The sequence below is a fragment of the Ruegeria sp. AL2 genome (assembly GCF_056540845.1).
The window spans coordinates 80198-94503 of the sequence record NZ_JBQFXM010000010.1 but is presented as its reverse complement, the minus strand read 5'-3'; the positions used below and the strand labels follow the sequence as shown (position 1 = coordinate 94503).

9 protein-coding genes are annotated in these 14306 nt (G+C 58.9%); 5 read left to right on the top strand and 4 right to left on the bottom strand.

Annotated features, from left to right (window positions below):
- Window positions 1-2 precede the first annotated feature (2 nt).
- Complete coding sequence (locus tag ACR0ID_RS13545) at window positions 3-5429, bottom strand: alpha-2-macroglobulin family protein (RefSeq protein ID WP_480606147.1); 5427 nt, start codon at window positions 5427-5429, stop codon at window positions 3-5.
- Window positions 5430-5544: 115 nt separating this feature from the next.
- Between ACR0ID_RS13545 and ACR0ID_RS13540 the strand changes: the two genes are divergently transcribed.
- A complete protein-coding gene (locus ACR0ID_RS13540) occupies window positions 5545-5832 on the top strand; it encodes a hypothetical protein (protein ID WP_480606144.1) in 288 nt (95 codons plus the stop codon).
- Window positions 5819-7843: a response regulator gene (locus ACR0ID_RS13535; protein ID WP_480606142.1), complete on the top strand. Its 2025-nt coding sequence runs from the start codon at window positions 5819-5821 to the stop codon at window positions 7841-7843. The genes ACR0ID_RS13540 and ACR0ID_RS13535 overlap by 14 nt, the downstream gene beginning before the upstream one ends.
- 8 nt (window positions 7844-7851) lie before the next feature.
- Here the strand turns inward: ACR0ID_RS13535 and yaaA are convergent, their stop codons facing one another.
- The 3 genes from yaaA to ACR0ID_RS13520 form a co-directional block, all read right to left on the bottom strand.
- Entirely contained in the window at window positions 7852-8622 is a 771-nt protein-coding gene (gene yaaA, locus ACR0ID_RS13530) for a peroxide stress protein YaaA (protein WP_480606139.1), read from the bottom strand.
- A 32-nt stretch (window positions 8623-8654) separates the two neighbouring features.
- Window positions 8655-10694, bottom strand: coding sequence for a DNA helicase RecQ (gene recQ, locus ACR0ID_RS13525; protein ID WP_480606136.1), 2040 nt, complete (start codon window positions 10692-10694; stop codon window positions 8655-8657).
- A gap of 78 nt (window positions 10695-10772) precedes the next feature.
- Entirely contained in the window at window positions 10773-11060 is a 288-nt protein-coding gene (locus ACR0ID_RS13520; RefSeq protein ID WP_170382138.1) for a YggT family protein, read from the bottom strand.
- Window positions 11061-11189: 129 nt separating this feature from the next.
- On the opposite strand from ACR0ID_RS13520, the gene ACR0ID_RS13515 reads away from it, so the two are divergent.
- Genes ACR0ID_RS13515 through ACR0ID_RS13505 form a run of 3 tightly spaced genes read left to right on the top strand, consistent with a single transcriptional unit; the run spans window position 11190 to window position 14274 of the window.
- Window positions 11190-12557, top strand: a complete 1368-nt coding sequence (locus tag ACR0ID_RS13515) for an MFS transporter (protein ID WP_480606133.1) — start codon at window positions 11190-11192, stop codon at window positions 12555-12557.
- Complete coding sequence (gene mepA, locus ACR0ID_RS13510) at window positions 12554-13417, top strand: penicillin-insensitive murein endopeptidase (RefSeq protein ID WP_480474498.1); 864 nt, start codon at window positions 12554-12556, stop codon at window positions 13415-13417. The genes ACR0ID_RS13515 and mepA overlap by 4 nt, the downstream gene beginning before the upstream one ends.
- Complete coding sequence (locus ACR0ID_RS13505; protein ID WP_480606130.1) at window positions 13390-14274, top strand: esterase-like activity of phytase family protein; 885 nt, start codon at window positions 13390-13392, stop codon at window positions 14272-14274. The genes mepA and ACR0ID_RS13505 overlap by 28 nt, the downstream gene beginning before the upstream one ends.
- Window positions 14275-14306 lie beyond the last annotated feature (32 nt).

Sequence of the window (14306 nt, the reverse complement as noted above, 5' to 3'; positions counted from 1 at the left end):
GGTCACTGCACCTCGACCCGTCCCGTCGCCGTTCGTGCGCGGTTCTGGGGGCGATACATATCTTCGACCGAGGCCGCCGGATGGTGGAACACGCCCGGTGTGACGGCACGGGCGACGTAAGCCAGCGTCACGGTCTGGCGCCCCGACAGGTCAACCGCAGCCAGGAACCTGTCCGATCGGAACTCGGTATGCGTGGCATCAGACAGATTCAACCAGTCCAGCGACCGTACATCGCCCGATCGCAGCAGGTTCGGGTTGTCAATCTCGATCCCGGCGGCAAGAGGATCGTCTACCATCAGACGCGCCCCACCGCTTTCAAACGGCGTGACCGTCAGAACCGTGACGAACCGGTCCCCCACGGCAAATCGGCCCGCGTCAATCAGATCGCCGTCCATCGAATAATACTGCCGTTCGATTGCATAGCCGGTGCCACCGGCCCCAGGCGGATCTTCGGGAATTCCGGTCACCGTCAGGGTGATATCGGTTGCCTGACCGTCGGTCGCAGTGATGTTGACCTCTTCCGCCTGCCCGGATTGCAGAACCTGAACAAAGGGGCCGGATACTGACACGCCATTGACCGTCAAACCGGAGCCGTACGGATCAGACACCAGCGCGTGCGCCGCCAGCAGGGACCATGTGGCCTCTTGCGTGGACAGGGGAGTGCGGCCCGTGCTTACCCGTTGGATCAATGCGTTGCGGTCAATCGCCTCGCTGCCCGCATCTACCGCCAGAGTCAGCAGGCCCGCCGCATCCCGCAGGCGGGTGCCGTAATCCGCGCGCCAGTGGTTTTCCTGATCGTTCGGCACCTGTTGCAGCATCCGCGCCGCACGGACGAACATCGCGTCTGCGCGGGTCTGGTCCCCGTACGAGGCCAGCGCGGCGCCCAGTTGCGCTGCAGCCAACGGCGTGTCGAAAGCATCCCCTTTGACATCCGCATAATAGCGCAGATCGCCCATCGCCGCCGCGCCTTCCCGCGCCAGAACCATCAGGGCATAAGCGATATCCTGACCACCTTCGTCAAAATCCGGCGCATAATTGACCCGATTGCGCAGGTTATCCATGGCCTGCGCAAAAGCCTGATCCGGCACCGGGTGTCCCTGCACGCGGGCGCGTGACAGGAAATCGGTCACATAGGCGTCCAGCCAGAAATCACCGCTGCCTGCGCGCCACAGGCCAAAGGCACCGTTTGCAGCCTGACGAGTCAGGATACTTCGGATCGAGTCCGTGATGCGCTGATCCACCTCCGGGCTATTGCCCAGCCCCGAGGCCTGCGCGACAGATGACAGGTAAAGCAGCGGCAGTGCCTTGCTGGTGATCTGCTCGGTGCATCCATAAGGGTAACGGTTCAACTGATCCAGCAGGCCGGGCATATCGAACTTTGCCAGCGCTCCGGCTGACAGGATGGCCTTGGCTGAGCCGGGTTGAAACCCGTCAAAAACATCCTGCGAAAACAGAAAGCTGTCACCCGCACCCAGCGAAAAGCGCCGTGTCCGGGCAATTACGGGATCGTTGGCCCGCACCGGCATCCGCAGGGTTTGCGACAGATCGCGCCCATCTGGCGTGGTGATGGAAACGCTGATCTCTGGATTGCCGATGACATGGGCCGTTACAGGGATGTCGAACACCGCTTTGCCACCATCCTCCAGCAGAAAGCGTGCCGGTACCGGGCTCAGTTCCAGCCCACCGGTGGTGGTCAGGCCAAGCGCCATGTCTCCGGATGCACCATCCGCATGGACAATCTCAAGCCGCATCCGGCTTTGATCGCCGGGGGCCAGAAACCGCGGCAAGCTGGCCGTAACCACCACCGGGTCGCGGACGATCATGTCAGCCTCGGCCTGCCCGACGGCTTTTTGTGACCACGCGACGGCCATCAGGCGGACCGTACCATTGAAGGCGGGCAGAGGGATGTCGACCTCAACCTCGCCACCCACACCGACCTGAACCGGGCCGCTGAACACTGCCATCAGATCTTGCGTCGGTGGCGGGGACTGGCGGCGCATCCCGTTGTCATTGTCGCCGCCAGAGCGAACTGTACCTATCGTTCCGTTCATGCCGTCGATCAACCGCCCGTAAACATCACGCAGGTCCACACCCAGCCGGCGTTGCCCGAAATAGTACTCTTGCGGGTTTGGGCTTTCGAACTCCGTCAGGTTAAGGATGCCCACATCCACAGCGGCAAGGGTTAGCCAGACTGGATCATCGCTTGTAACATTTTCGACCCTAACAAGGGCCTTCTGTGTATGACGGGGTGAGGTAACCTCGGGCACCTCAATGGCAACCGACAGCGTGCGATCCGCAGGATCAATGGCGGCATAGGCGACGCCCATGGCGCGTGCCGGGTTCTGACCGGCCGCAACATCCATTGGTCGGATCACTGTGGCCGTGACATAGGCACCTGCACCCCAATCTTCTGTCACCTCTATCGGGATAACTGTCTCGCCTTCCGGCACGGCAACCATTTGGCGATGGATCAGGCGGTTCGACAGCACCTCGACCTGGGCGATACCTGCCATGCGCGGAACGATGCGCAGTTGTGCGGTTTCCCCGGCCCGATAGCTGTCGCGATCCAGCGACATCTCAAGCCGGTCAGGCGTGGTCGAAGCATCTGCGGCCTGATACCAGCCTGCATGGAAATCGACAGCGGTTTCCGTAAAGGTGCCGTCTACGCGTTGAACCACCAACTCGTAACGGCCCCAGTCCACGGGCTGGGACAACGTCAAAGGGTTAGTGGCGACGTCAACGTCTCCGGTGGCAACGCGAGTGCGTCGGGTTGTCGGTTCCCAATTCCAGTTTCCGTAAAGCTGATACCATTGATACCGCGTTTCGATCTTGTTCAGCGTCCAACGCATGCGCATCGGGCTGGGGGTCAGGTCGGGTGCAAGGCCAATGATCTGAAATGCGGCCTCTGTACCTTCGGGGATTACGTCCTCGAACATGGGTTTGACACCGATCACAGGTTGCGACGGCAGGACAGGAACGCTCAGGCGACGTTCAACAGGGCGGCCCGAGCCATCGGCCAGTCGCGCAATAACCTCGGCTTCAATTGGCTGCCCTTCCGTCTCTAATGCAGGGATTTCAACAGCTATGGATGCTTTGCCGTTTGCGTCTGTGCGCGTGTCACCGAAATAGGTGCTTTTGATCGATGTCTCGGCGTCATAGCGGCCAAAGCGATACCCCTCGTAGCCTGGCACTGTGTCCGCCGGGCGTCCGATAACCTGACCGTCGATGCTCAGGTCGGACCCCGGCGCACCAAACAGATAGCGCGCGTCGATCGAAAGCGGTGGGCTGTCGCCGGTACGCAGGGGCGCGTCCGGCAGGTTCAGCTCAAAATCTATACGTTCCGGCAGGAAGTCTTCTACCAGCACTGTTTGTCGCGCCAGCGCATCGCCTTTGGGATCTGATCTGATCTCGATCCGCCAAGCGCCGCGTGGTGCATCTGCCGCAACAGGCAGACGAAAGATATGCCCCCCGGCGACGCCGCCATCCGAGACGGTTCGGCGGTATTCCACGCCGTCAGGGCGATACAGAATTGCGGTTAGGGGCAGATCCTCGATAGCCTGCGCCTCACCATCGCGCGACAGGGCGGTGAGGTGGATCATCTCTCCGGCCCGGTAAGCGCCGCGATCCGTGGCTAGAAAAACATCGACCGGCCCCGCGGGCGCACGCCCTTCAACACCGCGATCTGACAGGTCAAAAGCAGGATCGGTCAGGGATAGAAAGCTGAAATCGCTGTCCCCGGTCGACGCCATCACCAGTGCGGGCGCGCTGGCCCCCTTGCCGCGCGTCAGACCGGGGTCGAACCGGACATAACCTGATTCATCCGTCCGCGCTTGGGTGATGACCGCATTTGCGCTTGTGACCAGTGAAACCTCGACACCTTCACGGGGAGCCGCGTCGCTCAGCCCGCGCACCGTGACGTGCAGCCCATCGGTGCCAAGCACGCTGCTGATCCCAAGATCGGACAGAACAAACCATTGCGTCGCGCCCGGGTCGTCATAGGGATTGGCCCCCGGAACACGGGCGGTCAGCGCATAGATGCCAGCGGGCTGATCCGCGATCGCTTCTGCCATGGGCAGGCGCGCAGTCATGGTCTGATTCAGTTCGTTGGCCACTTCGGCGGTGCCGGTCCAGATATCCTGGGCAATTTCATCGGAAAATTCTGCTTCCTGCCATTCACTGAGCGGGCGGCCGAAGAAATCCTGCTGAACCGCGCGCAACAGGTTCCGGTCGCTGACCCTCCGCAGGATCAAATCCAGCTCGGTGACGTTGACTGTTTCAACAGGCAAAGCGGCGTCAGCGGATTTCGGCAAAACGTAGCTGCGCCCGGGAAACCGGACCGAAGGCGCCCGGTCGCGCACGTAATGGGCAAGCTCAACATTGCGGTTCAGCGCCTCGCCCGAGGCGGAGGGCAAGCCTTCGCGTAGCGTCAGGCGATAACGCTGACCATGGGCGACACCGTCAACGCAAAGCTGCCTGCCCTCAGCCTGTACCACCAACCCGTCATCATTGCGCTGGACAAACGGGTCATAGTCGACCCCTGCCTTGACCAGCGGTTCCGAAAACTCAACACAGATCCGCGGCGCGGCGGCGTCGCTTTCAACAGAACTGTCGACCACGCGAAACCCGTATTTCCCGATGGCATCATTCAGCGCGGCCAGTACATCCTCGCGTGGTTGGATTTCCTGGGCCAGCCGCAGCACGGGGATCATATCGCGCCCGCGCTCGACCTCTTCCAGGGCGCGGGCCAATGTCATCAGGGCGGCAATCTGCGTGCCGGGAGCGTCCGCGCGCAAATAGCCATTGGTTGCGGCATTCAGCGCACGGTTGTGCAGATCGCGCCCTTCACTCCGGTCCGTAGGGTTTATCGCCAATAACAAGCGCGCGTATTCCACCCATAGATCGGGCGCGTCACTGAGCGATACGGCCACACCAGTCCAAATCATTGCCAGTCGCGGGCTGCCGGCGCTGCGTGCCGCCTCCAGAACAACCTGCAGGTCGTTACCTTGCGCCATATGAACAAAGCCCAGATCGCGCGCCTGATCAACTGCTTGCTTCAGGTCGGCGGCACCAAGTGCGCTTAACGCGTTTGCACGCGCATCAGCCAATGCTTGGGTCTGATCTGGGGTAGTTACTTTCTGCGCAGATACTGCCCCCTGATAGGCCTCTTGCCGGTTTACACCGCTTTTTGGAAAACAGGCATTGGATCGGGTGTTGTAGGTGAACGCGGTGCAAAGCTTATTGGCGGAACAGGCCTGAATGCAGGACTTCAGATCGGTATCGAAAAGGGCGTCCAGATCCGAGCCGTAAAAATCTGCGTCCCGCGTCGTGACATAGCGGAAATCAGGCACTGCATCCTGCGCCTGGGTGGCGCTGGGCAAGACTAAAAGTGAAATGATGTAAGTTATTGAAATAAAAACAAAGCGGCGCATGGTACCCTCCTCTTTGGGCACAGCGTTGCATGGCGTGCGCCTGTTGTGCAACGGCTTAAACAGTTTTTCATCCTCTGCCGGGATGCTGTGCGCAGAGCGTTCTGGAATCAATCAAATGACTCTTGCACATAAATTGGCACAGGAACGGCGCGCGCGTTTGGCAGCTGAACGGATGCTGGCCCTGAAACAGGCCGAGCTTTCGGCAGCCAATCGCAAACTGGGTCAACATGCCATGGCATTGACCAAACGAATTGGCGAAACGCAGGCTGAGGTTGAAACCGTTCGGGATGAAAACGAAAAGGTCAAATCCGACCTCTGCGTGGCCAACGCCAAGATCGAGGTTGCCGAACGCCGCTTGTGGCACTCGCTTCAGACAATTCAGGACGGGTTTGCCTTTTTTTGACGGTGACAACCGGCTGATCGGCGCAAACACCGCGTATCTGAGCGTTTTTGAAGGTCTGGACGAAGTCGCGCCGGGAATATCATACCCGCGTATTCTGCATTTGCTGACGTCAGAAGGTATTGTCGATATCGGGGACGAATCCGCGGAAGACTGGCAGGACAGAATGCTGGCCCGCTGGAGCCGCGCCAACCCGCCTCCAATCGTTATGCAGCTTTGGAACGGTCACTATATCCGCCTGATCGACCAGCGCGGCAGCGGCAATGATATGGTGAGCCTTGCTCTCAACATCACAGCGTCGGTCCGGCATGAAATCGAGCTTAAGGCGGCGCGCGAGCGAGCCGAAGCGACAAACCGGGCCAAGTCGGCCTTTCTGGCCAATATGAGCCATGAAATCCGTACTCCGATGAACGGCATCGTTGGCATGTCCGAATTGCTGGACGAGACAACGCTGGACGAAGAGCAGCGGCTATACGTCAACACGATCCGAAATTCGGGCGAGGCGTTGCTGGTCATCATCAACGACGTGCTGGATTATTCCAAGATTGAGGCGGACAAGCTGGGTCTGCACCCGGAGCAGTTCGATCTTGAACGCTGCATTCTTGAGGTTGCGATGCTGCTACAGCCCAGTGCGCGCGATAAAGGCCTGACATTGCTGGTTGATTACGACTTGTTCTTGCCAACCCTTTTTGTGGGCGATCCTGGTCGGATACGGCAGGTTCTGACCAATCTGGTCGGCAACGCCGTCAAGTTCACCTCCGAAGGGTATGTGCTGGTCCGGGTGACAGGGGTGCCCAATCCGGATGCGCAGATCTGTGATATCCATGTTGCGATCGAAGATACCGGTATTGGCATCGACGCAGAAAAAACCGGCCATATTTTTGGCGAGTTCAATCAAGTCGAAGACGAGCGTAACCGCCAATTTGAAGGCACCGGGCTTGGCCTTGCCATCACCAAGCGGCTGATCACCTTGATGGGTGGCACGGTCTGGGTCGAAAGCGAGCCGGACCAGGGATCCTGTTTCGGTTTTCGCGTGACACTGCCCACGGTAGAAGGCCCGCGACCCGAACCTCCGAACCTGGCGGATTGTTTGAAACATGTCCTGCTGGTCGAAGATCTTGCCGTGAACCGGGCCATTCTTGCCAAACAGCTTGGGCGTCTGGGGGCTGAGGTGACGGTTTGCACGTCGGGGACCGAGGCGCTGTCACAGATGAATGATCAGATTGATCTGGTTCTTTGTGACCACGATCTGCCGGATATGGATGGGCTGGATCTTGCGGTCGCGCTCAGGGATCGCGGGTGGGGTGACATTCCGGTGGTCGTGATGTCTGCAAGCCCCGGTTTGATTCACGCGCATCCTGCCCGTGACCTGATCGACGGTGTCTTGCAGAAACCCATCCCTCGATCCGAGTTGTATGGCAGGCTGATGGCACTCGACGGCAAATCGTTGGAAAGGGGCGCTCTGGATGTGGACAAAACAGTCTCTAAAAAGCAAGATTCTGAATCTGTGCACCCCCGACACATGAGGGTTCTTGCCGCCGAGGACAACCGCACTAACCAATTGATCCTGAAGAAGATGGTCAAGGATCTGAATATCGATCTTCGCTTTGCCTCGAATGGGATTGAAGCGGTTGAGATCTATCAGGAGTTCGAGCCAGATCTGATCTTCATGGATATTTCCATGCCGAAGATGGACGGCAAACAGGCAACAGCGGAAATTCGCAGGCTCGAGGTTTCAACTGGTCACCACGTTCCAATCGTTGCCCTGACGGCCCATGCCATGGCGGGGGATGATCAGGGAATTCTGTCAGCCGGCTTGGACCACTACCTGACCAAACCGCTACACAAGAACCGCATTCACCAGATGATCCTGCAACACCAACCCGATTGCGTCTGCTCGGTCGCAGACACCATGCCCGGCGCCAAAGCCCGGCGTGAGCGTGGCGCAAACCCGGACCCAACCTCGCCTGGCGGACTCTTCAGGCGATTAACACCGGGTTGCAAGTTCAAGTGACCTGGGTTTCAGGCCGCATATGGTCTGACGAAAACGGGCTTATCCGCTTCCGACAGATCAGGGCGGTATTCATAGCCGCCACTGTCGAAATCCAGCAGCGCCTTAGGATCGGTCAGGCGGTGTTGGATGACATACCGCGCCATGGCACCGCGTGCCTTTTTGGCAAAAAAGCTCACAATCTTTGGGGTGCCGCCCCTATCTTCCATGAAGACCGGTGTGATGACACGCAGGTTCAGGGCATTCAAATCCACCGCACCAAAATACTCCTGACTGGCACAATTCACCAGAATGTCGCTGTTAATTTCGGCTCCTTGCGCGTTCAGTGCCTTGCTGAGCTGATCGCACCAGTATTCGTAAAGGTTCTTCCCTCTTCGGGTTTTCAGCTTGCTGCCCATCTCAAGCCGGTAGGGCTGTATCGCGTCGAGTGGCCGCAACACACCATAAAGGCCGGAAAGGATGCGCAAGTGGTCTTGCGCCCATAACAGCTCGTCTTCGTCCAGCGAAGCAGCTTCAAGCCCTTGATATGTGTCGCCAGCAAAAGCAAGCGCAGCCGGGCGTGTGACCTTGGCGTCGGGTGCATCCGAAAAAGCGCGATACCGGTCGCGGTTCAGGCGTGCCAGATCGTCGCTCAGGTCCATCAGTTTCTTCAGATCACCCAGCGTCAGGTTGCGAGCGGTTTTGGACAGCCGGATCGCATCCTCCTGAAAATCGGGCTGCGTTACCCCGACATTCCGCTCTGCCCAGTCCAGCCGTTTGGCCGGGGAAATCACGATCAGCATATCCGCCCTCTTTCTTGCCTGTTCGGGGGTATCTAGCCCGCCTCACGCAGCACGTCCAGAAAAGCGGCGCCAAACCTTTCGTGACGTCGATCACCCAGCACCTGTGCAATTCCACGGGGATCATCGGGGCGCAGTTGCGCAACTTTTGCCAACTGTGAGGCCGAGCAGGTCAGGGGCTTGTCGATCCCGGCTGGACCGCGCGACAGCAAGGACTGAACTTCCATCAAGCGGTCGTAAATCTCACCCTGATCGCGTCCAGCCAGCTTTCGCCGCGCCGGATGAACGCTTCTTGCTTCGCCCGCGATTACTTCAAGGAACGTATCGCCATAGCGTTCCAGCTTTTTGGCGCCAACACCGCCGATCCGGGCCATATCGTCCAGCGTTACAGGGCGCTTTTCAGCCATCTCGATAAGCGTGCGGTCGGGAAAGATCACATAGGCCGGAACACGTGCAGCTTCAGACAGGACACGGCGTTTGGCCTTGAGCGCGGACAGCAGCGGGGCGTCCTCTTCGGAAACCATTGCCTTGACCGCAGGCCGACGTACCGCATTGCGCAACGTATCCTTGCGTAGGTTGATTTGCGCCTCGCCTTTCAGGATCGGTCTGGCCGCCTCGGTCATGCGCAATGCGCCGTGACGGTCGGGGTCGGGGCGGACCAGATCGTGGCCCATCATCTGCCGGAAAATGGCCTGCCATTGCGGGCGCGTCCAATCCTTTCCGATGCCATAAGTGGACAAATCCTCATGGCGGCGGGCGCGGATTTTGTCGGTCTCGTTTCCCAACAGGATATCGATCAAATGGCCTGTACCGAACCGCTCCTCGGTCCGCAGGATCGCGGACAGGGCCATACGTACCGGAGTTGTGCCGTCGAAAACTTCGGGTGGGCTGTCGCACAGATCGCATTTGCCGCAGGGCCCTGTGGTCTCGCCAAAGTAACCCAACAATGTCTGACGACGGCATTTCAATGCCTCGGCCAGACCCAGCAAGGCGTTCAGGCGCGCATGATCGGCCATGCGGCGCTCGGGCGGCGCTAGACCCTCGTCAATTTGTGAACGCCGCAGGCGAATGTCATCGGGGCCGAACAGGGTCAGCGTTTCGGCCGGGCCGCCATCGCGTCCGGCGCGTCCGATTTCCTGATAATAGGCTTCGATCGATTTGGGCAGGTCCGCATGGGCGACCCAACGGATATCGGGTTTGTCGATGCCCATGCCAAAAGCCACTGTGGCGACGACGATCAACCCGTCCTCACGCGCGAAACGGGTTTCGACAATACGGCGATCTTCGGGGTCCATTCCACCGTGATAGTGGCAGGCCGAGTGTCCCTCGGCGCGCAGGGCTTGAGCAATCACCTCGGTTTTGTTTCTGGTGCCGCAATAAACGATGCCGGACTGGCCTTTGCGCGCATCTGCGAAATCAAGGATCTGCTTGCGCGGCCCGTCCTTTGCGGCAAAGGCCAGCTGAATGTTTGGCCGGTCAAATCCGCGCAGAAATTTGCGCGGCTCAATGCCATCGAACAGTTTTTCGACAATCTCATCCTGCGTTTCGGCGTCCGCCGTGGCGGTAAACGCGGCTAGCGGCACTTTCAGGGCGCGCCGCAACTCTCCGATCCGCAGGTAATCAGGGCGAAAGTCATGCCCCCATTGACTGACGCAATGGGCTTCGTCCACAGCGATCAGGCTGACGTTGATCCGACGGAGCATCCCAAGCGCAGATCCGGCAGCCAGACGTTCGGGCGCCATGTAAAGCAGCTTTAGCCGCCCGTCCTCCAGCGCATCCCAGACGGCCTCGGTTTCCTCGGGCGTGTTGCCGGATGTCAGTGCACCGGCCTCGACCCCGGCCTCTTGCAAGCCGCGTACCTGATCGCGCATCAGGGCTATGAGTGGAGATATAACCACCGTCACCCCGTCGCGGAGCAGGGCAGGCAATTGAAAACATAAGGATTTACCACCACCCGTGGGCATGATCGCCATCACGTTTTCACCTGCCTTCACGGCGTCGACAATCTCTGCCTGCCCAGGGCGGAAGGCGTCGAATCCAAAGACATCTCGCAGCAAGGGTGCGGCGTCGAACATATGCGGGGGTGCCCTGTTTTAAGGTTTATCTGCTCTTAAGACAGGACAATCACATACTAAGATTCAGTGAACAAGTGGTCAGTAGAAATAGGGCGCGTTGTTGATGAGGATAATCCGCAAGGCATAGACGCCGATCAGCACCACCAGCGGGGTCAAATCCAACCCGCCCATATTGGGTAGAACGCGGCGGATCGGACCGTAAATAGGCTCTAAAATGCGATTTAACCCGTACCAGATTTGTGCGACCAGTTGTTGGTGCAGGTTGAGCACCTGAAAGTTGATCAGCCAGCTCATGATCACATGGGCCAGAATGATGAACCAGACAATGTCCAGGATCAGCAGCAGGATTTGGATCAGCGACAGCATGGGGTCTCCGTTTTCTTGTTGGTCGAGACCTAAGCACCCTTTCAGCAAAGAGCAAGTAGGCTGAACTCTGCGCTTGCGAATTGCCCCAAAGCCCCGTTTTATGACCGCAACAAGAAAACAGGGGCAGAAATGGCAGAAATATCCAAGCGCAGGCGTATCTGGGGCTGGTGGTTCTTCGATTGGGCCAGTCAGCCCTATCACACCCTTTTGGTAACGTTCGTGTTCGGCCCTTATTTCGCAGGCGTCGCTGCGGAGTATTATCTGGCATCCGGCCTGGACGCAGGGTCTGCAGACGCACAGGCACAGGTGGTCTGGGCCAACTGCATGACCATAGTCGGTTTGATTATTGCCTTCGGTGCGCCGCTGATGGGGGCGATGGCTGATGTGTCGGGTCGGCGCATCCCCTGGATATTCGCCTTTTCCGTGATGTACGCCGTAGGTTCCGGCGCGCTTTGGTACACGATGCCCGACGGCTCGAACATGTGGTTGATGCTGTCTGCCTTCGGTCTGGGTTTCATCGGTGCGGAGTACGCCCTGATCTTCATCAATTCCCAACTGCCCGATCTGGGTGATGACAGCGAAGTGGGCGAAATCTCTGGCTCGGGCTTTGCTTTTGGCTATTTCGGTGGCCTGATCTCGCTGGCAATCATGCTTGCGCTGTTTGTGGAGCAGGCCAACGGCAAAACGCTGATCGGAATGGACCCCTTGTTTGGGCTGGATGCGTCGCAACAGCAGGGCACGCGCTTTGTTGGCCCGTTTACTGCCGGATGGTTCATTCTGTTCATGGTGCCCTACTTCCTTTGGGTCCATGACGGCGAACCGAGAAACAAAAAGGGCAGCGTTGCCGAGGCGCTGCGACTGTTGGCAAAATCAGTGTCTAACTTGCGCCATCGCACCAGTTTGGCCAGTTACCTGGGCTCATCCATGTTCTATCGGGATGCGCTGAACGGGCTTTACAGTTTTGGCGGGGTCTATGCCCGGCTGGTGTTGGAATGGGACCTGATCAAGATCGGTGTTTTCGGCATCGTCAGCGTTCTGGCCGCAGCGGCCTTTTCCTGGGTGGGCGGCAAACTGGATAAGAAATATGGCCCCAAGCCCGTGATTATCGTTGCGATCTGGGTGTTGATCCTTGTCTGCATCACCATCGTCTCAATGGACCGGTCCCAGATATTTGGTATCGCCATGTCCGAAGGGTCAGGCTTGCCGGATGTGGTTTTCTTTGGTTGCGGTATACTGATCGGAGGCATGGGCGGCATTCTACAGTCCTGTAGCCGGTCGATGATGGTCCGGCATACGGACCCGGCAACCCCCGTCGAGAGCTTTGGCCTTTATGGTCTGTCGGGTCGTGCCACCGCCTTTGCTGCGCCACTTCTGATCGGGATCGCCACCACGGTGACCGGTAGCGCTCGTCTGGGGGTGTCACCCATCGTTCTGTTGTTTATTCTGGGTCTATTCCTGATGCGCTGGGTGAGACCTGAAGGGGATCAGAGCAGATGAAAATAAAACGCTTTTTGATCGTTTTGGCTGCGCTTGCTTTTGCAGGCACTGCGGCGGCAGAACCGCTGGCAAAGCAGTTGTTCGGGGCGCAGAAACAAGCTTCCCAGCAAAAACCGGCCGCTTTCGGCAGTTATTCGCGCGGATGTGCTGCGGGGGCAATTCAACTGCCTGAAACGGGGCCTACATGGCAGGCAATGCGCTTGTCGCGCAATCGCAACTGGGGGCATCCGCAGACGATTGACTACGTTCAGGACCTCAGCAGGTTTGCAGCCAGCCAGCCGGGATGGAACGGTCTCTATATAGGGGATATCAGCCAGCCACGCGGCGGGCCGATGACCTCGGGCCATCGCAGTCATCAGTTGGGGCTGGACATCGATGTCTGGATGTTGCCCGGCGATAACATGCGCCTGAGCCGCAAGTCTCGCGAAAACATCTCGTCCATCTCTCTTCGTCGTTCCAATGGCGCTTACGTCAACGGAAACTGGACCAAGCAGCATCATGCGCTGTTGCGCGAAGCGGCAAAAGACAAGCGCGTCGCCCGGATCTTCGTGTTTCCTGGGGCCAAGGTTCAGATGTGCGACGATGAAAAGGGGAACCGCGACTATCTACGTAAGATAAGGCCCTGGTGGGGACATCACTATCATTTCCACGTGCGACTGAACTGTCCCAGAGGGTCAAAGGGCTGCGTGAATCAAGACCCACCCCCCAAGGGCGATGGCTGCGCTGAGGCCCGTCAATGGGTGCACAACATCCTGAACCCGCCGCCACCCGATCCGAATGCGCCGCCGCCGAAGAAACGCCGGGAATACGTTCTGTCCGACTTGCCGCAACAATGCTCCGCCGTTTTGCAATCCAACTGAGTGTAGCGCTGTTTCTTGCCCCGGTGGCCGCCGCGCTGGATGTGAAATCCGCAGCCCACCTGAATAGTTTCGTTTGGCGGCATCCAGCAAGTTGGTTTGGCGGGTTTTCAGCGCTTCACATCTCGGACGATGGACGCCATATGATTGCGCTTAGCGACCGGGCGCGGATCGTGACTGCGCTGATTGAGCGGCGCGAAGGCCAGATCGCGGATATTCACGTTCTTGGTCAATGGCCGGTGCTGTCCAGCAATGGGCACATCATGAAAGGCGGCGTAGGTGACTCCGAAGGGATCGCAGTGACGCCGGATAGCGGGATATTCATCTCGTTCGAAGGGGTGCACCGTGTCGCCTATTACCCTGCGCAGGGCTCCAGCGCGCGCGTATTGCCACGCCCGAATGCGTTCCGGAACCTTGCCGAAAATGGTTCTTTCGAAGCTCTGGCCATTGATGGACGCGGCTGGCTTTACACTTTGCCGGAAAAGAACCGCACCGCTAAGGGGGACATTCCGGTTTACCGTTGGAATGGCGACACATGGTCGACCCCGTTTGTTCTGCCACAGCGTGGCGGCTTTAAACCCGTTGCCGCGGATTTCGGTCCCGATGGGCGGTTTTACGTTTTGGAACGCAAGGTATCCTTGGTCGGTTTCCGATCACGACTGCGGCGATGGGTCGTGGTAAACGAGAAACCAGGCGCCGAGGAAACCCTGTTCGAAACCGGAACGGGCGCGCATGACAACCTCGAAGGATTGTCGGTCTGGCGCGACGGGCAGGGCCTGTTGCGCGCCACGATGATCTCTGATGACAACTTTCTGGCGGTGCAGCGGACCGAACTTGTGGAATACCTGCTGCCCGATTGACAGGGCGCAGGCAAAGGTCTAAAGGCACGGCT